At 58.1% G+C, this 18,344-nt stretch carries 17 protein-coding genes and 1 other RNA gene; 9 read left to right on the forward strand and 9 right to left on the reverse strand.

The genetic code is table 11. The annotated features are described in order from the left end of the window. Window positions 1-10: 10 nt before the first annotated feature. Window positions 11-757: a YebC/PmpR family DNA-binding transcriptional regulator gene (locus FS819_RS12390; RefSeq protein ID WP_156550940.1), complete on the reverse strand. Its 747-nt coding sequence runs from the start codon at window positions 755-757 to the stop codon at window positions 11-13. 264 nt (window positions 758-1,021) lie between these two features. Here FS819_RS12390 and FS819_RS12395 point away from each other — a divergent pair, with 264 nt between their 5' ends. Next, window positions 1,022-1,525 carry a pyridoxamine 5'-phosphate oxidase family protein gene (locus tag FS819_RS12395; RefSeq protein WP_156535958.1) on the forward strand — a complete coding sequence of 168 codons (504 nt, stop codon included), beginning with the start codon at window positions 1,022-1,024 and terminating at the stop codon, window positions 1,523-1,525. A 17-nt stretch (window positions 1,526-1,542) separates the two neighbouring features. Here the strand turns inward: FS819_RS12395 and FS819_RS12400 are convergent, their stop codons facing one another. The 4 genes from FS819_RS12400 to FS819_RS12415 form a co-directional block, all read right to left on the reverse strand. Then, window positions 1,543-2,415, reverse strand: a complete 873-nt coding sequence (locus FS819_RS12400; protein ID WP_156550941.1) for an MBL fold metallo-hydrolase — start codon at window positions 2,413-2,415, stop codon at window positions 1,543-1,545. 137 nt (window positions 2,416-2,552) lie between these two features. After that, window positions 2,553-4,364 (reverse strand): potassium/proton antiporter, encoded by a 1,812-nt coding sequence (locus FS819_RS12405; protein WP_041697043.1) that lies wholly within the window; start codon window positions 4,362-4,364, stop codon window positions 2,553-2,555. Between the two features lie 781 nt (window positions 4,365-5,145). Next, window positions 5,146-5,526, reverse strand: coding sequence for a VOC family protein (locus FS819_RS12410; RefSeq protein WP_156550942.1), 381 nt, complete (start codon window positions 5,524-5,526; stop codon window positions 5,146-5,148). Between the two features lie 69 nt (window positions 5,527-5,595). Further along, window positions 5,596-6,369, reverse strand: a complete 774-nt coding sequence (locus tag FS819_RS12415; RefSeq protein WP_197433983.1) for a DeoR/GlpR family DNA-binding transcription regulator — start codon at window positions 6,367-6,369, stop codon at window positions 5,596-5,598. Window positions 6,370-6,591: 222 nt separating this feature from the next. Between FS819_RS12415 and FS819_RS12420 the strand changes: the two genes are divergently transcribed. Then, window positions 6,592-7,674: an MFS transporter gene (locus FS819_RS12420; protein WP_234624506.1), complete on the forward strand. Its 1,083-nt coding sequence runs from the start codon at window positions 6,592-6,594 to the stop codon at window positions 7,672-7,674. A 115-nt stretch (window positions 7,675-7,789) separates the two neighbouring features. Here the strand turns inward: FS819_RS12420 and FS819_RS12425 are convergent, their stop codons facing one another. Further along, window positions 7,790-8,242: a protein kinase gene (locus FS819_RS12425; RefSeq protein WP_156550945.1), complete on the reverse strand. Its 453-nt coding sequence runs from the start codon at window positions 8,240-8,242 to the stop codon at window positions 7,790-7,792. A gap of 753 nt (window positions 8,243-8,995) precedes the next feature. Here FS819_RS12425 and FS819_RS12430 point away from each other — a divergent pair. Together FS819_RS12430 and FS819_RS12435 are read left to right on the forward strand one after the other, a co-directional pair. Next, the gene (locus tag FS819_RS12430) at window positions 8,996-9,274 is read left to right on the forward strand and encodes a type II toxin-antitoxin system TacA family antitoxin (RefSeq protein WP_156550946.1); all 279 of its coding nucleotides are present in this window, start codon (window positions 8,996-8,998) and stop codon (window positions 9,272-9,274) included. Further along, window positions 9,271-9,798 carry a GNAT family N-acetyltransferase gene (locus FS819_RS12435; protein ID WP_156550947.1) on the forward strand — a complete coding sequence of 176 codons (528 nt, stop codon included), beginning with the start codon at window positions 9,271-9,273 and terminating at the stop codon, window positions 9,796-9,798. The genes FS819_RS12430 and FS819_RS12435 overlap by 4 nt, the downstream gene beginning before the upstream one ends. Window positions 9,799-10,044: 246 nt before the next feature. On the opposite strand, the gene gap is transcribed toward FS819_RS12435, so the two are convergent. Together gap and tkt are read right to left on the reverse strand one after the other, a co-directional pair. Next, window positions 10,045-11,052 (reverse strand): type I glyceraldehyde-3-phosphate dehydrogenase, encoded by a 1,008-nt coding sequence (gap, locus tag FS819_RS12440; protein WP_060718227.1) that lies wholly within the window; start codon window positions 11,050-11,052, stop codon window positions 10,045-10,047. Between the two features lie 198 nt (window positions 11,053-11,250). Beyond that, a complete protein-coding gene (gene tkt, locus FS819_RS12445) occupies window positions 11,251-13,227 on the reverse strand; it encodes a transketolase (protein ID WP_156550948.1) in 1,977 nt (658 codons plus the stop codon). A 450-nt stretch (window positions 13,228-13,677) separates the two neighbouring features. Between tkt and FS819_RS12450 the strand changes: the two genes are divergently transcribed. The 4 genes from FS819_RS12450 (at window position 13,678) to FS819_RS12465 (ending at window position 15,333) form a co-directional block, all read left to right on the forward strand. After that, window positions 13,678-13,947, forward strand: a complete 270-nt coding sequence (locus tag FS819_RS12450) for a DUF4164 domain-containing protein (RefSeq protein WP_015917035.1) — start codon at window positions 13,678-13,680, stop codon at window positions 13,945-13,947. 36 nt (window positions 13,948-13,983) lie between these two features. Next, on the forward strand, window positions 13,984-14,349 hold the full coding sequence (locus FS819_RS12455; protein ID WP_070166708.1) for a cell division protein ZapA: 366 nt from the start codon (window positions 13,984-13,986) through the stop codon (window positions 14,347-14,349). A 64-nt stretch (window positions 14,350-14,413) separates the two neighbouring features. Continuing rightward, a non-coding RNA gene (gene ssrS / locus FS819_RS12460) (6S RNA) lies at window positions 14,414-14,571 on the forward strand. Window positions 14,572-14,694: 123 nt separating this feature from the next. Further along, a complete protein-coding gene (locus tag FS819_RS12465; RefSeq protein WP_156550949.1) occupies window positions 14,695-15,333 on the forward strand; it encodes an FMN-binding negative transcriptional regulator in 639 nt (212 codons plus the stop codon). 67 nt (window positions 15,334-15,400) lie between these two features. On the opposite strand, the gene FS819_RS12470 is transcribed toward FS819_RS12465, so the two are convergent. Continuing rightward, window positions 15,401-17,443, reverse strand: coding sequence for a methyl-accepting chemotaxis protein (locus FS819_RS12470; RefSeq protein ID WP_156550950.1), 2,043 nt, complete (start codon window positions 17,441-17,443; stop codon window positions 15,401-15,403). A gap of 311 nt (window positions 17,444-17,754) precedes the next feature. Here FS819_RS12470 and FS819_RS12475 point away from each other — a divergent pair, with 311 nt between their 5' ends. Beyond that, window positions 17,755-18,333, forward strand: a complete 579-nt coding sequence (locus tag FS819_RS12475; protein ID WP_156535967.1) for a 5-formyltetrahydrofolate cyclo-ligase — start codon at window positions 17,755-17,757, stop codon at window positions 18,331-18,333. Window positions 18,334-18,344 lie beyond the last annotated feature (11 nt).

The raw sequence follows: 18,344 nt of genomic DNA on the forward strand, positions 1-18,344 counted from the left end.
ACGAATAGCATCAGGCCGAAAGCCTTGCCATCACCTCTTCCGAGACCTCGAAATTCGAATAGACGTTCTGCACATCGTCATCGTCTTCCAGCGTCTCGATCAACTTCATCAGCGACTGCGCCTTGTCCTCATCGACAGGCACGGTGTTTTGCGGCTTCCAGACGGCCTTAACGGATTCGGCCTCGCCAAGCGTCGCTTCCAGCGCCTTGGAGACGTCGTTCATATCCTCGAAGCCGCAGATGATCGTGTGACCGTCTTCGTCGCTGAGGACATCTTCCGCACCGGCTTCGATGGCAGCTTCCATCACCGCATCGGCATCGCCGACACTGGCCTTGTAGACGATTTCGCCAACCTTATCGAAGGAGAAGGAAACCGATCCGGTTTCCCCCAGTGCCCCACCAGCCTTGGAAAAGGTCGAGCGAACATTGGAGGCTGTGCGGTTGCGGTTATCGGTCAGAGCTTCGACGATGACGGCGACGCCGCCCGGGCCGTAGCCCTCGTAGCGCACTTCCTCATAGTTTTCACCATCAACGCCCGATGCCTTTTTGACGGCGCGCTCGATATTGTCTTTCGGCATCGATTGCGCCTTGGCATTCTGGATGGCCAGACGCAGGCGGGCATTCATGGTCGGATCAGGCAAGCCGGCCTTGGCCGCCACCGTGATTTCACGGGCGAGCTTGGAGAACATTTTCGATCGCACGGAATCCTGCTTGCCCTTGCGATGCATGATGTTTTTAAACTGTGAATGGCCGGCCATGGCACCCCTGCGACATCTGTTTTGTGGCATCCTGCGGCATCAGTCGTGATCCGTCAGGCGCGCTTTAACGCTCTCTCTTTGCTGCATGATTTCGAACCGGATTGAGCTCGCTTGCTCATGCAGCCGCGAATTGGCGCCCTTATAAGGCCCTGTGGCTTGCCATTCAAGGGGGGCGTAGGTGCGAAGAGCCCTTCTGCCCTGGAACAATAAGGCTTTCCTTCCGTTGCCCTGCTGAAGAACACCAGCGAGAAGAGAGGAAAGCCAATGGTCAATCTCACGCAAGCCCGCGAAGAGCCCGCCCGCCAGCTTTGGGAGGAAATCGAAGCCATTCACGCCGGCATGCTCGGCCTGGAAGGCTCCACCATGCATATGCAGCCGATGGCACCTTACGGAGATCCGAAAACCAATACAGTGTGGTTTTTCACCCGGACGGATTCAGATTTTGTCCAGAATATCCGCCCTGGCAGCCGGGCGCATTTCTGCGTGGTCGGCAAAAACCACGATTACCATGCCAGCCTGTCCGGCGTTATCGATGTGCGCCGCGATCCGAGCAAGATCGATGAATATTGGAGTTCGGTGGTCGAGGCCTGGTATCACAACGGCAAGAAAGACCCCGACCTCACCATGCTTGCCCTGCATATCGACGATGCCGAAGTCTGGGCCTCGACCGGCAATCCACTGAAATTCGGCTGGGAAATCGCCAAGGCCAATATTGACGGCGAAAAACTACCGGATGTGGGGCAGCACCACCATCTGACCTTTGCCTAACGGACTTTATGTACCGTCTAGAAGCCGCTGAGCACCAGGATCAGCGGTTTTTTTGGCAGGCTGCGCATGGAAACGGTCACGGCATTGGTTTCCACAATCCTGACATCAAAACCTGGACCGAATAGCCCAACAAAATCATTGACGATAGGCCCGCGCCGGTGCATGGGCAAGATCAGTGCCGAGCGCAGCCGTTTTACCATTCGGCTCATACTGTCGCTGCCGAGCGTCAAACCGCCATCGACAGGTACCATCACCACATCCAGCCGGCCAATGGCGGCAAATTGTTTGTCCGTCAATTCATGATGCAGATGGCCGAGATGGCCAATACACAGCCCGGCGACCTCGAAAATGAAGATCGAATTGCCATTCGGCTCGAAATCACCGCCCCAATTGCGGATATCGGTGGGAACGTTGCGGATATAGGCATCGCCCACGATAAGATTGTGGTGAACCGGCTCCCCCGGCTGCGCATCGTTCCAGCCATGCAGAACCTGGGCGATGCCGGGGTCGGGCGACAGCGTATAATGGCTGGAATGGGCCTTGTTCATCGTCACCACATCCGGTGTCCGCGCGGAGCGCAGATAACCGCTGTAGTCGGTGTCGATCGTCAGGCCCTGCGGCGTTTCGATTTCGAAGGTGGAATGACCTAGAAAGGTGATGGTGACGTTTTCCGCCAGGGCCGCGAGGTGAAGAGGCCCCTTGTCTGGACGAGCGCTGGCATATTCAGCGTGAGAAAATCGAGCCCCGGGAAGCTGCTTGGCAACCAATTGGCATTGGCTGACGGGAGGGCGGCTAACGGGAGGCCGTGCGGCAGCGCTATTGTCTTGCGCCAGGGCAAAGCCCGGAAGAACAGCAAGAATACCGAAAATCACCAGCATTCGCGTCATCATGCCCGCCTCAGCTCCTGCCAGCGTTGCATATGCACACCAAAGTAGCCGAAGAATGCGCCGTATAAAAGCGCCGCATGGAATTTATGCTGAAATGTGACCGGCCCCATGCGATCCGGCATCGGGGTCGGTCTTGGCCGCTACTTTTGCACAGCCGCTCGCAGCTTATGGCGAAGGCCCGCCAGCCAATGGGCGGTGCCGGTCAGGCTGAGGAAGGCGGGCGCGTTATCGGTTGGCGCGACAGCTTCCATGGAGACGCCGACCGAGGAAATATGGCCGGTTTCGCCGATGTCTCGGACGATCAGGATGATATGACCGAGACGGACCCGGTCGGCATATTCGGCCTTGCCGCCGAGGCGCGCTTCCATCAGTTCACCAACGGTTTTTTGCCGGTCGGCCTCGTTCAAAAGCCCGGGTCCATAGGCCGCATCCAGTTCGGCGGCGGGACGCGAGGGTGAAATGGTGAAAGTACCGAAGAATTCGCTATCGTCATCATCGACAGGTGCCTTGCTGGCAAACAACCGGTCAAGCAGCCGCGGATAGCCAGGCGCAATGAACAGATAGACCTGATCGTTTTCCCGAAGTCGTCCTGCATATTGGTAGCGCATGGATTTACCGTCGCGGATGACAAGCGATGGCATGGCCCAGCGCGGAATGCGCGCGCCACTGAGCACCGGGCTGCCCGCCACGACGCGGTAGGACAGCAGCTCGTGATGGGCGGCACCCGGCAGGTCCAGCTCCACCTTGTCGATGGCGCCGATGCGCGGCGGAATGATCAGGCCGAGCCGTTTGGCCATCGGCTTGATGGTCCAGCCCTGAAGCAGCAGCGAAATCATCACCACGATGAAGGCGGTGTTGAAATAGACTTCGCCACCCTTGAGATCACCGAGGATCGGCAGAATGCCGAGCAGGATGGAGACCGCGCCGCGCAAGCCGACCCAGGAAATGAACCGCTTTTCCTGATGGGTATAATCGAAGGGAATAAGACACAGCCAGACCGCTGCGGGCCGGGCGATAAACACCAGAAACAGGCCCAGAACCACCGCCGGAAACAGGATCTTGATGAAATGCGAGGGTGTGGCCAGAAGGCCGAGCACCAGGAACATGATGATCTGCGCCAGCCAGGTCATGCCCTCCTGAAAACGGGCAATGGAAGCGCTGCCGGGGATCTTGCGGTTACCGGCATAGATGCCCGCGACATAGACGGCCAGAAAGCCGCTGCCGCCGATGGCGCCGGTATAGGAAAAGATCACCATCGACATGGCCAGCACGATGATCGGCAACAGGCCGCGATCAATCGGGATCTTCTTGACGATCATCGCCATCATCGCCCCGCCGATCAGCCCCAGCGCCAGGCCCATGCCCATCTGCTCGACGAACATCCGCAGCAGGCTCCAGTCGAGACCGGTGTGATCCTTGCCGGTGGACACCATCTGCACCAGCGCCAGGGTGAGAAAGATAGCCATCGGATCGTTGGTGCCGGATTCCACTTCCAGCGAGGAGCGCACCTTGTCGCGGATATTGATGCCACCAATGCGCAACAGGAAGAACACCGCCGCCGCATCGGTGGAGGCGACGATAGAGCCAAGCAGCATGCCTTCCAGCAGCGACAATTTCAACAGCCAGCAGGCCAGCAGACCGAACAACCCCGCCGTCAACAAAACCCCGACCGTCGCCAACATGATCGACGGCCCTGCCGCCTGTTTGAAGGATTGCAGCGAGGTCGTATAGCCGGAATCAAACAGGATAACCGCCAGCGCCAGCGAGCCGATGGTATAGGCAACGGAATGATTGTCGAAATGAATGCCGAGACCATCGACCCCGGCCATCAACCCAATCACCAGAAACAACAGCAACAGCGGCGCGCCAAAGCGAAAGGCGATCAGGCTGGAAAAAGCCGCAAACAGGATCAGCGCCGTCAGAACCAGCGTGACGATGTAGAAATGTTCCAACCTTTCGCCCCTTTCTGGCCTTCGCCCCCGTCTGGCCTTTCGCCCCCGTCTGGCCTTTCGCCCCCGTCTGGCACGATACTCAGCCCGAAGACACGCTCCACCAGCAACGGCCTGCGCACCACGACGCCGGACCACAGACCTCTGATGCCAAAAGCCAGACAGTCGAGACAGACGGAGCGGGAGGCAATGGCGGCAGAATCGCCTTGAATTTCCTCGGTAATACTATTGATCAGACTGGGGCGAAATTACAAAACGAATTATGGCGATACCGGGGAAAATGGCGGGCGGGGCTACGGTAAACGACACAAGCGTTTTTGTTTGCCGCATACCCCCCTCTGTCCTGCCGGACATCTCCCCCTCAAGGAGGGAGATCGGACAGATGTAACTGCCCGTTTCAACGGATAACGTTGCGATTTCCGATATCTTCAAAGCGTAAATGCGACATGACAAGCCAACCGCTTACCAATCTCCCCCCTTGAGGGGGAGATGCCTGGCAAGGCAGAGGGGGGTAAGCCACGCATAAAAATTTTTGCGGTTTGTATTGTGCGGGCGGGATGGCAGTGGACGAGATTTTAGCGCGGAGTGCTTGAGCAGGATTTGCCCTGCTGGGGCGAGGATTGGTGGGCAAGTGCGACCAGTATGGTCAGAGGAGCGGTCGCTTAGCACTTCCCATTCGGTCATGGCCGTCATAACGACCGCTGCTCGAAGCGGACATGAGTGAATCAGAGCATCTTGGACCTTTTCGCCAAAGGTGGTCTTCCGCGCACGTCGTGAACAAAATTCAAACGGTGATTTCCACAGAACCCCCATCCGGCATCACAATGACAGCTTCGTAAAATCCGTCACCTGTCCATCTGGGTCCTGATTTCAGGCAGCCATCCCGTTTGCACCTTTCTGCCAAGGTGAGGACCGCATTCTCGCTTCCCAAAGAAATCGCGATATGATCCCAACCAATACTTTCATCCGAGGCATCCGAGACCCATGGTCCAGTCATAAGCTCTATCTGGTCATTTCCATCGGGCAGGCGCACGAAACGTGAAACGAAGCCAACTCGATTTTTACTATGGTAAGATTCTCCAAAGGTTGCACCAAAATATCTCTCGAAAAACTTGGCAGTTGCATCGAGGTTGCGGGTCCAAAGTGCAGCATGAGCAATTCGCATGGGGCTTTCAAAATCTTCTCTACGGAGGGTGAATGTTACGACCGGAGCGAGTCGGGCGGCCTGAGCGTTTTAAGCCGCCGCAGGCGCAGAATCAGAGGCGACATGCACCTGAACATCAGCCCGCGCAAAATCTCCGGCATCGAAATTGTCATGCTCCACGATCAGATGATCAATCATCGACGCGTCTGCAACCTTGAACGGCGCGACCGTAGCAATCTTTTCCGCCGTAACGGCGACAAGCAGTATGCTGCTCTGGGTGACCATAGTTCGTTTGAGTTCGGCCTCGCCGGCGTCGAGCGCCGTGATACCCACAGTGCTGTCCACGCCACATGCGCCAATGACGAAGATGTCGGCAAAGATCTGCGCGGCTTCTCGCATCGCCTGCGGCCCGAGGCATGCGCCCTTGCCCTGATCATACATTCCGCCCAGGACAATGATGGTGTAGTTCGGCCTGTCAGATAACGCAGTGGCGATCACGGGTGCATTTGTGACAATCGTCAGCGTCTGGTTTGGATTAAGCGCATTAGCTATAGCAAGGTTAGTTGATCCGGCGTCGATAAAAATCGTCTGACCATCTTCGATCAACCCCGCCGCAGTCCGCGCCAGATTTGATTTTCGGTCCTGATGCAGAGCTGTCCGAGTGGCCAGGGTGCCTAGATCGGGTGTGGGCAATAAGGCACCGCCATACACACGACGGCAAAATCCCAGCTTGGCCAGCTCTCGCAAATCTCTGCGAACCGTGTCCTCCGAGACTTCAAACTGTATGGCAAGTTCGCTGGCCAAAACCTTTCCGCTAGTCGTCAACTGCTCTCGGATGCGGTCGAGTCTTTCTTCTGTCAGCACTGGTCTATTCTCTTCATTAACATTGTTGCACGTTCTTGCACATTGTTCCTTGTTCTGTAAAGAGTGGAGCGCAAAGAACGCTGCGTGTCCTTCGCGCAATCTAACTTTATGTATTCCGGAGCACTTTGAATGCCTCAATCACAGACCCGTACCGAACGCCCTCTCTCTGGAGGACGGCAGCAATGGGCTACCCGTGCTGGATTCCTCATTGCTGGGTCAGCTATGGCGAACTGGGCACCTTTGGTGCCTATTGCCAAGGCCCGAATTGGGGTCGATGACGGCACACTTGGCCTGCTGCTGTTATGCTTAGGCCTTGGCTCCATCGTTGCCATGCCAATGGTCGGGATTCTGGCGGGTCGCTTCGGGTGCCGGGCCGTCATCCTAGCGAGTACACTGGTTCTTGCCCTCGTGCTGCCATTGCTCGCTGTTGTTGACTCGATCCCGGGCATGGCGATCGTACTGGCGCTGTTTGGGGCGAGCATCGGGGCTGTGGATGTCGCGATCAACATCCAGGCGGTCATGGTCGAGAAGGATAGCAAGCGCAACATGATGTCCGGCTTCCACGGTCTCTTCAGCGTGGGTGGCATTGTCGGCGCAGGCGGCATGAGCCTTCTGCTTGGGGCCGGTACCTCGCCATGGGTAGCAACGTTAATGTTCAGCGCGCTGCTGCTCGTCCTGCTGGCGCTGTCCACCCAGGGCCTACTGCCCTATGGAAATCAAGAAACCGAGCACACACCGCTATTCACCCTGCCGCGCGGTATCGTCGCATTCATCGGCCTACTATGTTTCCTGGTTTTTCTTGGCGAGGGTGCGGTCCTCGACTGGAGCGCGCTCTTCCTCATTGGCACCCACCTGGTCGATCCGGCTCAGGCCGGCTTTGGATATACGATGTTCGCTCTCGCAATGACAGCCGGTCGCCTGACGGGCGACTGGATCGTCAGATCGCTCGGTAGCATGAAGGTCGTGGTGAGTGGTGGCCTGCTCGCCGCGCTAGGGTTTACGCTCACAGTCCTAGCTCCTAATCAACCGTTGGCTTTTTTCGGTTTCCTGCTGGTGGGCCTTGGGGCTTCTAATATCGTGCCGGTGCTGTTCACCGCCGCTGGGCAGCAAACCCTGATGCCACCGAGCCAAGCGATCGCAGCGATCACCACGATCGGTTATTCTGGAATGCTTGTCGGCCCCGCTACCATTGGCTTTGTTGCAAAGCACTGGAATTTGAGTGCCGCATTCGTCCTAATTGGCGTTGGCATGGCGTTCGTTGCTCTCACTTGGCCGCTGACCGCACGGCACCGGGGTAAGCGCTAGAGTTTGGCAGGGAAAAGTGGAACCCGATTTTCCCGAAAAGACAAACGAAAACCCTTTGCATCGTGCATCTCAGATATCCGATAAAGCACTTGATTCCGCAGGCCAACTCGACGCCTCAATCCCCCAACTCAGGACGATCACCCAGCCCACCCCCCTCCTCCCTCAAAAACCGCCGCACCCGAGCCAGCGCATCAGCCGGATCGGATTTGCGGTGGTATTCTTCCAGGATGATTTGCTCGATTTTTTGGCGGGTTTCCAGGTTGCTGCGCGCCGGGTCGTCCGGGGGCATCAGCCTGCGGCGGGCTTCTTCCAGGCGGTGTTGAAGGTCGGTGGTGGCTTCGAGGATGGTGCTGTCGATGCTGGCTGGCGGGTCATCCGGCTGCGGTTCCAGCAGGTCGAAGGCGACCGGGCGTGGCAGGTCTCGCCGCAGCGCCAGCCGGTAGCGCAGCAGCAGGGCCAGCACGCCCATTGCGAAAACCGGTGGCATGATGATGGCTATCGCCTTCACCCAATCGGCCATGGATTGCCATGTATCGAAAATATCGGCCCAGACATTATAATCGGCCATCGTCCATTCCTCCCGCACTTGTGAGCCAAGCGATCACCGGAGGATTTTGCCCTCTGGTGATCGGGGAGTTCGAAAGCCGCAAACAGACGACTGCCTTGGCCTTTAAGCCGAAGCTCTGGACATGCACCAAGGCCTCCCCGACCATAGAAGGATGGAGAGTGGACCGTATAGACATAGTCCACCGCCTCAGCCACAAACCTATGGCTGAGGGGTGTCATTTAACGACCGACACCGGCCGCTGTTTGAGGAGTTTCGATACTCCAGGACCAGCGCGTTACAACTGGTCCCGCAACTGGTTTAGCGTATAACGGGTGGAGAGGGGAAGCGGATTTTGAGGGACTTCCGTTGAAATCATCAGGAAGAATGGTAGAGGGTTAGCCTGTTGAATATATGTCAGAAAATGGCTGCATTCGGTATCGTCACGGTGGAAAGGTTTTGCCGTGAGGTTTGCCCCCCTCTGCCTTGCCAGGCATCTCCCCCTCAAGGGGGGAGATCGGCCCGGGGATGGCCGCTCGCTTTCTATCGCCTGTAGAAGGCTTCGGAAATCACGGCCTTTTCTGAGGCATGGACGCCAACGCCTATCCGATCTCCCTCCTTGAGGGGGAGATGTCTGGCAGGACAGAGGGGGGTAAGCCACGGATAAAATAGCAGCGTCACATACTTTACGTAATCCTAGTTGTACGTATTGAAGCCGTACGATTGACTTAAGACTGGACTTCCCATACGTTAGGAATGGGACGAATGGAGGCTTTCATGCCAAGAGCAGTGGTCGAAGATAACGAGCGGATGAGCTTGCGTATTGCAGCAACGGCGAAATCCAAGCTGATGCGGGCAGCGATATTGCGCAATACCGACCTGACCAATTTCGTGACCCAATCCGCCCTGCGAGAAGCGGAAGCGGTGATTGCGGAAGCGGAGGCCGTCACGGTATCGGAGCACGACTATCTGCGCATCCTCAACCTGCTGGAAAACCCACCAAAGCCCAATGCCAAGCTGCGGGCGGCAATCGAAGCGCTGCCGGACACTCTATGAGCATTCCGCCATGGCATGAGGAAGCGATCCAGAAATCTCATGATCGGGCTTCCTTCGATTGCGGCGATGGACCAATGAACGCATTTCTGCAACGCTTTGCACGGCAAGGCCACGAGCAGAATGCGGCCAAGACCTTCTGCGCAATAGACAATGCAATACCGAATCGCATCCTTGGCTTTTACACCGTAGCGCCAGCGTCTGTTGCGCATGAGACCGTGCCTGTGGCAATGACCAGGGGACTGGCACGGCACGACGTACCCGGTTTCCGGCTTGCCCGACTGGCAACAGATCAAACCATGGCGCGGCAAGGGCTGGGAGGGCAATTGCTTGCTGCTGCCGCCCTGCGCTGTTTGCGGCTCGCCAGTGAAGGCGGCGGCATTCTGCTGGTGATCGACGCCAAAAGCCAGCGCGCCGCCGACTGGTACGCCTCTTTTGGGGCAGAGCCCCTTCAAGGCAAGCCTCTGACCCTCGTTATGTCGCTCGCCACCTTCGCCCCTGATTTGCGCGCCAAAGGCTTGCTGTAGGAAGAAATTGAGGCCGGAGGTGGTTACGCTCCCGAGGATGCTGCGACCGCGGATTTCTCAGCAAAAAAGCGGACCGGTTTCCCGATCCGCTTCTCTTATGTCGTTAAGCAACTGCGAGGTCAGCTTTAGAATTGCCGATGGCGTGGCGAAAATGGTGATTTCGAGAACCGGAGCGTACTCAAGTACGTGAGCCTAGGTAAGCGCAGAAATTGCCATTTGCAGCCCGCCAGCGGTAATTCTGGCTGCTTAGATCAGCTTGCCCATGGCGACGGCGGTGTCGGCCATGCGGTTGGAGAAGCCCCATTCGTTGTCGTACCACGACAGGATGCGTACCAGCTTGCCGCCGTCCATGACCTTGGTCTGGTCGCCGGAGAAGGTCGAGGAATGGCTGTCGTGGTTGAAGTCGATGGAAACCAGCGGCTCTTCGGTATAGCCGAGAATGCCCTTCAACTCGCCTTCCGACGCTGCCTTGATGGCGGCGTTGATTTCTTCCTTGGTGACCGTGCGACCGGGGATGAACTTCAGGTCAACAACCGAGACGTTCGGGGTCGGAACGCGGATGGCAGAACCGTCCAGCTTGCCCTTCAGTTCCGGCAGAACCAGGCCAACGGCCTTGGCGGCACCGGTCGAGGTCGGGATCATCGACAGCGCAGCAGCGCGGGCGCGGTGCAGGTCCTTGTGCATCGTATCCAGCGTCGGCTGGTCGCCGGTGTAGGAATGGATGGTGGTCATGTAGCCGCTTTCGATACCGACGAGCTTTTGCAGCACGTAGGCAACCGGCGCCAGGCAATTGGTGGTGCAGGACGCGTTGGAAACGACCAGGTCGTCCTTGGTCAGCGTGTTGTGGTTGACGCCATAAACGATGGTCTTGTCGGCACCGTCAGCAGGCGCCGAGACCAGCACGCGCTTCGAGCCATTGGCCAGGTGCAGCGATGCCTTTTCCTTGGCGGTGAAAATGCCGGTGCATTCCAGCGCGATATCGACATTGCTCCAGGGCAGATCCTTGGGATCGCGAACCGCGGTCACCTTGATCGGCGCGCGGCCATCGATGATGATGCTGTCGCCTTCGACCTTGACGGTCGAGGGGAAACGGCCATGGACGCTGTCATAGCGCAGCAGATGCGCATTGGTTTCGACCGGGCCAAGATCGTTGATGGCCACGACCTCAATGTCGGTCCGACCGGATTCGATGATACCGCGCAGCACATTGCGGCCGATACGGCCAAAGCCGTTAATGGCAACTTTCACAGTCATTGCTTAACTCCCGCTTGTCGGATGGCTCCGGGCTGCTGGGTCGCCCCCGGAGCGGTGATGGTCTGGAACGGCGCGACGATGGCCAAGTGGTTCTCGCCTTGGGCAGCCCCAGGCATTGGGTAAAGGCACTCATGTGGTCAAGGCGTTCAGGCAAGCCCGAAGAGAAGCGGGCCCGCCAGACCCGCTTTTAATGCCTCTTCAGGAAAGCTTGGCTTCAGCCGCTTCGACAATCGCTTCGACGGTGATGCCGAAATGCTTGTACAATTCCTTGTAGGGGCCGGAAGCACCGAAGGACTTCATGCCGATAAAGGTGCCGTGCGAGCCGATGATCTCATCCCAGCCCTGACGGATCGCCGCTTCAACGCCGATCTTGACCGGAGCCGTGCCGATCACCGCGTTGCGGTATTCCTCTGGCTGTTCAAAGAACAGTTCGAAGCACGGCACGGAAACGACGCGAGCGGCAATGCCCTTGGCGGCGAGCGCCGCGCGCGCCTGGATCGCCAGTTCGACTTCCGAACCGGTGGCAAAGATCGACACCTTGGCATCGGCAGCGCCGAGCAGCTCATAGCCGCCCTTGGCCGACAGATTTTCCGCCGAATATTCGGTGCGGGCCGCGATCAGGTTCTGACGGGTCAGCGCAATGCCGGACGGACGATCCGTATGGGTCAAGGCGATCTGCCAGCATTCCGCCACTTCGGTGGCATCGGCCGGGCGGAACATCATCAGGTTGGGGATGGCGCGCAATGCAGCCATCTGCTCAACCGGCTGGTGGGTCGGGCCATCTTCGCCAAGACCGATGGAATCATGGGTCAGAACGTGAATGACGCGAATACCCATCAAGGAGGCCAGACGGATCGACGGACGGCAATAATCCGAGAAGATCAGGAAGCCGCCGGAATAAGGAATGAGACCGCCATGCAGGGCGATGCCGTTCATCGCCGCCGCCATGCCATGCTCACGAATGCCCCAATGCACGTAACGGCCCGAGAAATCGGTCGGGGTGATCGACGCAGTCTGGCTGGTCTTGGTGTTGTTGGAGCCGGTCAGGTCGGCGGAACCGCCGAGCGTCTCGATCACCACGCCATTGATCACTTCCAGCGCATCCTCGGAGGATTTGCGGGTGGCAAGGGTCGGCTTGCTCTCGGCCAGCTTCTTCTTATAGGCGTCGATGGCAGCATCGAAGCCTTCAGGCAGCTTGCCAGCGAAGCGGCGGGTGAACTCGGCCTTGTGATCGGAGCCTTCCAGAACTTTTTCCCATTCGGCACGTGTGGAGGCACCACGCGCACCGGCTTCGCGCCAGGCGTCCAGCACATCGGCAGGCACGTGGAAAGGCTCGTCGGCCCAGCCCAGCGCCTTGCGGGTGGCGGCAATTTCGTCGGCACCGAGCGGCGAACCGTGCACCTTATGGGTGCCCGCCTTGTTGGGAGAACCAAAACCGATCACCGTCTTGCAGGCGATCATCGTTGGCTTTTCGGACAGCTGGGCGGCGGACAGTGCAGCCGAAATCGCTTCCGGGTCGTGACCGTCAACAGCCATCGTGTTCCAGCCCGAAGCGCGGAACCGGCCATGCTGGTCGGTGCTGTCGGCCAGCGAAATCGCGCCGTCGATGGAAATGCCGTTATCGTCCCAGAGCACGATCAGCTTGTTGAGCTTCAGATGGCCAGCCAGCGAAATCGCTTCCTGGCTGATGCCTTCCATCAGGCAGCCATCGCCAACGATGGCATAGGTGTGGTGATGCATCAGATCGCTGCCGAATTCGGACGCCAGCTTCTTTTCAGCAATCGCCATGCCGACGGCATTGGCGATGCCCTGGCCGAGCGGGCCGGTCGTCGTCTCGATGCCTGACAAATGGCCATATTCCGGGTGACCCGCAGTTTTGGAGCCGATCTGACGGAAATTTTTGATGTCGTCGATGCTGATATCTTCATAGCCGGTCAAATAGAGCAGCGAATAGAGCAGCATAGAGCCGTGGCCAGCCGACAGCACGAAACGGTCGCGATTGGCCCATGTCGGCGCCTTGGGATCAAAATTCAAAAAGCGGGTAAACAGCACCGTCGCGACATCGGCCATGCCCATTGGCATGCCAGGATGGCCGGAATTGGCCTTTTCGACCGCATCCATGGACAAAAATCGGATCGCATTGGCCATCCGGTTGTGCTTTTCGGGAGAAATCATGACTGTTCCGCCTGTTCCGGGTCTCGATGGACGAACGCCGTTCGGGCGAACGTCAGAAAGTGGGTGATCCTTAACATCTAGGACGGGCAAGTCAATAAATTGAGGCCGGGTGATTGCGTGGAAGGCATTATTTCAGTTTTTGCCTTAATATTGATCATTGTCTCGTATTGATGCGCGCCATGGACGGCAGCGGGTCTACTCGTCCACAAGCATGACACAGTGAAAAGCCGGGGTTTGTTGACGCCAGCTACAGGCAATGACTAATGTCGCATGAGAAGGATGGGGGCCAAAGGGTCGATTCGGCTTGCCTTTTGGAGTTTGTCAGGGAAAAATGAGGCCGGTTTTCCAAAACGACAAAGACGAGCAAGAATATCTGGGACGACCAAGAGCATCTGGAGGCTTTCCGGTTCGAACAGAGCCTGAAAACTTCATCAGCCGGGGCAGAGAGAGATGGCGACGGATAAAGCGGAAGCTGCGCTCGGCGCATTGAAACAGGCCATTTCCGGCCTGGAAAATGCCATAGACATGCGACTGGAACTGCAACGCGCCAATGGCGAGGTGGAGCAGGAGGTGAAGCGCGTCCATATCGACCGCGCCCGTCTTGCCCAGGAACTTGACCAATCGCAATTTCGGGCCAACCGGCTGGAAGAGGTCAATCGCGAAGTCTCGCGCCGCCTAGTCACCGCAATGGAAACCATCAGGGCCGTACTGGACCGTTAGGCCAGCCTCGCCTCACTCAGGGATCATTCGACAGACATGGCACAAGTCACGGTCACCATCGATGGAAAAGCCTATCGCATGGCCTGCGAGGAAGGACAGGAAAACCACCTGACCGATCTGGCCAGCCAGTTCGACCGTTATGTCAGCCACCTCAAAAGCCAGTTCGGTGAAATCGGCGACCTGCGCGTTACCGTGATGGCGGGCATCATGGTCATGGACGAATTGTCCGAGCTGAAACGCCGGATTGCCTCCGCCGAAGCCACCTCAGCCGGCGCTATCGGCCGTGAAGACGACATCCTCGCCGCCATCACGGAATTGACCGAGCGCCTCAACGGCCTGACCCGCAAACTGACCGAAAAGCCGCAGGCTGCGGCCAGCCCAACTGAAAACCAGCACCACTGAAATAAACATGGCTGCAACCGCCAGCACCACTGGCGCAAGGACCGGAATGCGCCTATATCAGTTATGCGGTCTGCGCCTCTCGACAGGAACACACAATCCCTGGGGCCATACCCGATCTTGAGGGAGCTGTCCCTGTTCGGACCCGTGGGTTCGGACATACGGCGCCCACCTACTTTGTAGGCTCCCAGGATCGCAAAAATCCATCGGTTGCGTGGACCGCACTTTTCCCTTTCATCAGTTTCAGACAGGTTTGACGCAGCTATCGCTTCGTTTAAAACGGCTTGCTTTCAAAGCGGCGGGCGCGGCACAATGCATGGTACTGCTGCATAATTCTCGGAAACAGCCATGTACCAGCCACCTCATTTTCGCCAGACCGACCACGAAGCGCTTTGCCAGTTCATCATGGCACAGCCGCTTGCCCTGCTGATCACTTCTGGAAGCGGCGGATTGATCGCCAATCCCCTGCCCTTCTTCCTGTTGCGCGGTAACGACACGCAGCCGGACCGGCTGCTGGCCCATATGGCGCGCGCCAATCCGCAATGGCAGGCCATCGACGCAGGAGACGAGGTTCTCGTCGCTTTCATGGGCTCTGATCATTACATCTCCCCCAATTGGTATCCCAGCAAGCAGGAGACCGGCAAAGTCGTGCCGACCTGGAATTACCAGACCGTGCAGGTCAAAGGCATGGCAAAAGCCCATCAGGACCCCGCCTGGCTGCTGGCGCAAGTCCGGTTACTGACCAATCAGATGGAAGCCTCCGGTCCTCGCCCATGGGCTGTCGATGACGCACCGGACAATTTCGTCGCAGCCCAGATGCGCGGCATCGTCGGGATCGAAGTGCAAATGTCCAGTCTGGAGGGCAAGCTGAAGGCCAGCCAGAACCGAACCGACATCGACCGGCAAGGCGTGCTGGATGGACTTGGCGGGCAACAAACGCCCCATGCCGACGCCATGGCCGCGCTGATGCGTCGCGCCAAGAGCTAAGTCTAAAGGGAAAGAAATATCGCGGCAGCTTCCATCCTGTCGAAACGATGGAAGCTGCCGCTACTGCTTAAAATTCTTCCCAATTATTACCACCGGAGGCGCTTGAGGCCGCGGTGGCTGAAGAACCGCCGGTGAAGGCGCTGGCCAGCTTGCCCATCATCGAGCGCGCCGGAGAACCGACCGGGCGGGAGGTGGGCTGGGCAGGCTTGATGCGCGATGCGGCCAAAGGCTTGGCGGCAGGTGCCCGTGGTGCAGGTGCTGGCTGTTGGCTTGGCGCCCAGGATGCGGCCTCACCCGGCACCTTGAACTCGGCAATCAGGCTGACCAATGTGGTGGCGCTTTCAGCGAGTTTGTGGGTGACAGCGGTGGTTTCTTCCACCATGGCGGCGTTTTTCTGGGTGAACTGGTCCATATGGTTGACGGAGGTGTTGATCTCCTGCAAGCCGGTGCTCTGTTCACGCGAGGACGTGGCAATCTCGGCAATCAGACCATTGATCATCGACACCTGTTGGGAAATCGCGCCAAGCGCATCGCCGGTTTCGCGCACCAGCTTGACGCCACCAGCCACTTCCGTGCCGGATTTGCTGATCAACGCCTTGATATCCTTGGCGGCATTGGCGGAGCGCTGGGCCAGTTCGCGCACTTCCTGAGCAACCACGGCAAAGCCCTTGCCCGCTTCGCCAGCCCTTGCGGCCTCGACACCGGCATTCAATGCCAGAAGATTGGTCTGGAAAGCGATTTCATCGATCACATTGATGATCTTGGAAATTTCGCTCGAGGCCTGTTCGATCCGGCCCATGGCCGAAACTGCATCGGCCACCACCTGGGAAGAGCCTTCGGTACTGACCTGGGCATCGGCAGCAAGGGCCGCGGCCTGTTGGGCACGGTCGGCGGCGCTGCGCACCGTGCCGGTGACCTGTTCAAGCGCTGCCGAGGTCTCTTCCAGCGAGGCTGCCTGCTGCTCGGTGCGGCTGGCAAGCGCGCCTGCGGCGCTGCGCATTTCATTGCCGCTGGCCTCAACCGACATGGCCTCATTGCGCAAACGCGCGAAGGCCAGGCTGAGATTGTTGACCGAATTGTTGAAATCGACCCGGAGCGGTTCAAGTTCAGGGATAAACGACTGGTCAATCCGCGTCGTCAGGTCGCCGGTGCTCAGGCGGTTCATGGCAACCGCCAGCATATCGGCACAGTTTCGGATATTGGCGGCATCCGCATCCTTTTCAGCCTCACGCTCGGCCCGTTCCAGGTCGTTGCGCGCCCGCGTTTCGTTGGCGTCCTGTTCCAGTTGCAGCTTCTTGAGCGCATCTTCGCGGAAAACTTCCAGCGCCCGGGCCAGAGCGCCAATCTCGTTGCGCAAGCTCTGATGCGGAACTTCAACATCGGTCCGACCATCGGCAAGACTGGATGCCGCCGCTGTCAGCTCCGGAATCGGGCGCATGGTCTTACGGGTGATGAACACCATCAGCAGGAGAGAGACCAGCAAAGCGATACCCGCCGTAATCGCCACGGCCTGCGCCATCTGATCGCTGATACCGGCAATTTCAGCAACACGCACACCGGCGTAGAGAATGCCGATGACCGAGCCGGAGGAACTGATGATGGGCTTGTAGATCGTATAGTAATCCGTGCCGAGAATGGCGGCCTGACCACGATACGTCTCACCCTTGATGAGGGCCGAATAGACTGCACCCGTTGGATCGAGTGGCGTGCCGACGGCGCGCTGGCCATCCGGCTTGATGATATTGGTTGTGCGACGAATGTAACCCTTGGTCGCTTCGTCCAGGGTAAACAGCGTCGCCGTCTGGCCCGTCATCCGGCCAATGGAATCGATCGTGTCATGATTGGCAAATTGCGCCGGCAGCGTCTGCGCCGAAATGCGTTCAACATTGCCATCCCGACCCCAGCTGACCTTCACACCAGGCACATCGCGCTCCAGCAACGTGGCCGCGACCCGCAGGCTGCTGTTCTGGCTGTCGATGGCCTGCTGCGTCACGCGCTCATGAACCTGCCGCGAAATCGTCCAGGCAACAGCGCCCAGAGATACAACCAATATCAGGGTCGTCACCACAGTGATCGTCCCGACCAGCCCGAAACGGGATAGAAATTTCATTGCCAAACCCTCAAATATTTATGGCCCCTTGAGCCTAAAATATTTGACGAGTGTTAAGGCAAGATTGTCACAAACCTTTCTCCAGCCCTTCACCGCCAAGGCCTTTACGTCCCATTCCAAGGGAAATAGCACCAATGCGGGACGCTTGCAGCGCGCATCTATCGGCAGAAAAGTGCAATTCTTTGATTATACAACAACATAAATACAAGACTAAATTAACTGTAACTAAAACACAAATTGTTCCATCGTGACCTGCTCTTGCAAAACAAAGAGCGATTATGGTTAAACAACTGCTAACAAAGAGAGAACACATGCCCTTGGACAGTACAAAAAACCATTTGCGCCAACAAAGCCTTGCCCGTCGGGACGCTATTCCCGCTCACATTCGCGCCGATCATTCGGCCACAATTGTCCATCACGGCGCCGGCGCCATCGAGATTGCCCCAAGCGCCATGGTTTCCGGCTTCCTGCCGATCCGCTCCGAAGTAGACACGCAACCGTTAATGGAGATGTTGCGCCAGCGCGGTGCCGATCTCTGCCTGCCCGTGGTTCTGGACCGCCAGACCATCTGCTTCCGGCAATGGCGCACGGACGACCCGCTGATCGATACCGGTTTTGGCACACGCGGTCCCGGCCCCGATGCGCCGGTGGTCGATCCACAGGTCCTGCTGATTCCGCTGGCCGCCTTCGACCGGCATGGCAACCGGATCGGCTATGGAGCAGGCCATTACGACCGGGCGATTGCCCGTTTGCATCAGAAAGGCCTTGATCCGCTTCTGATCGGCATTGCATTTGACTGTCAGGAAGTGGCAGATGTGCCTTTCGAACCCCATGACGTCGCTTTGCATGCCATTTTGACGGAAAGTGGATACAAGAACTTCAAGACCTGACTGGATTTAAG

Origin of the sequence: Allorhizobium sp. Av2, assembly GCF_021462805.2 — a bacterium.
GTDB classification, from domain to species: domain Bacteria; phylum Pseudomonadota; class Alphaproteobacteria; order Rhizobiales; family Rhizobiaceae; genus Allorhizobium; species Allorhizobium vitis_G.

Excerpts from the sequence above, each read along its gene's own strand:
- FS819_RS12450 (WP_015917035.1), top strand. The coding sequence starts at position 13,678 with ATGGCGACGGATAAAGCGGAAGCTGCGCTCGGCGCATTGAAACAGGCC.
- FS819_RS12470 (WP_156550950.1), bottom strand. The coding sequence starts at position 17,443 with ATGAAATTTCTATCCCGTTTCGGGCTGGTCGGGACGATCACTGTGGTG.
- FS819_RS12395 (WP_156535958.1), top strand. The coding sequence starts at position 1,022 with ATGGTCAATCTCACGCAAGCCCGCGAAGAGCCCGCCCGCCAGCTTTGG.
- FS819_RS12420 (WP_234624506.1), top strand. The coding sequence starts at position 6,592 with ATGGCGAACTGGGCACCTTTGGTGCCTATTGCCAAGGCCCGAATTGGG.
- gap (WP_060718227.1), bottom strand. The coding sequence starts at position 11,052 with ATGACTGTGAAAGTTGCCATTAACGGCTTTGGCCGTATCGGCCGCAAT.
- FS819_RS12390 (WP_156550940.1), bottom strand. The coding sequence starts at position 757 with ATGGCCGGCCATTCACAGTTTAAAAACATCATGCATCGCAAGGGCAAG.
- FS819_RS12400 (WP_156550941.1), bottom strand. The coding sequence starts at position 2,415 with ATGATGACGCGAATGCTGGTGATTTTCGGTATTCTTGCTGTTCTTCCG.
- FS819_RS12475 (WP_156535967.1), top strand. The coding sequence starts at position 17,755 with ATGCCCTTGGACAGTACAAAAAACCATTTGCGCCAACAAAGCCTTGCC.
- FS819_RS12465 (WP_156550949.1), top strand. The coding sequence starts at position 14,695 with ATGTACCAGCCACCTCATTTTCGCCAGACCGACCACGAAGCGCTTTGC.
- FS819_RS12435 (WP_156550947.1), top strand. The coding sequence starts at position 9,271 with ATGAGCATTCCGCCATGGCATGAGGAAGCGATCCAGAAATCTCATGAT.
- FS819_RS12430 (WP_156550946.1), top strand. The coding sequence starts at position 8,996 with ATGCCAAGAGCAGTGGTCGAAGATAACGAGCGGATGAGCTTGCGTATT.
- FS819_RS12455 (WP_070166708.1), top strand. The coding sequence starts at position 13,984 with ATGGCACAAGTCACGGTCACCATCGATGGAAAAGCCTATCGCATGGCC.
- FS819_RS12410 (WP_156550942.1), bottom strand. The coding sequence starts at position 5,526 with ATGCGAATTGCTCATGCTGCACTTTGGACCCGCAACCTCGATGCAACT.
- FS819_RS12425 (WP_156550945.1), bottom strand. The coding sequence starts at position 8,242 with ATGGCCGATTATAATGTCTGGGCCGATATTTTCGATACATGGCAATCC.
- tkt (WP_156550948.1), bottom strand. The coding sequence starts at position 13,227 with ATGATTTCTCCCGAAAAGCACAACCGGATGGCCAATGCGATCCGATTT.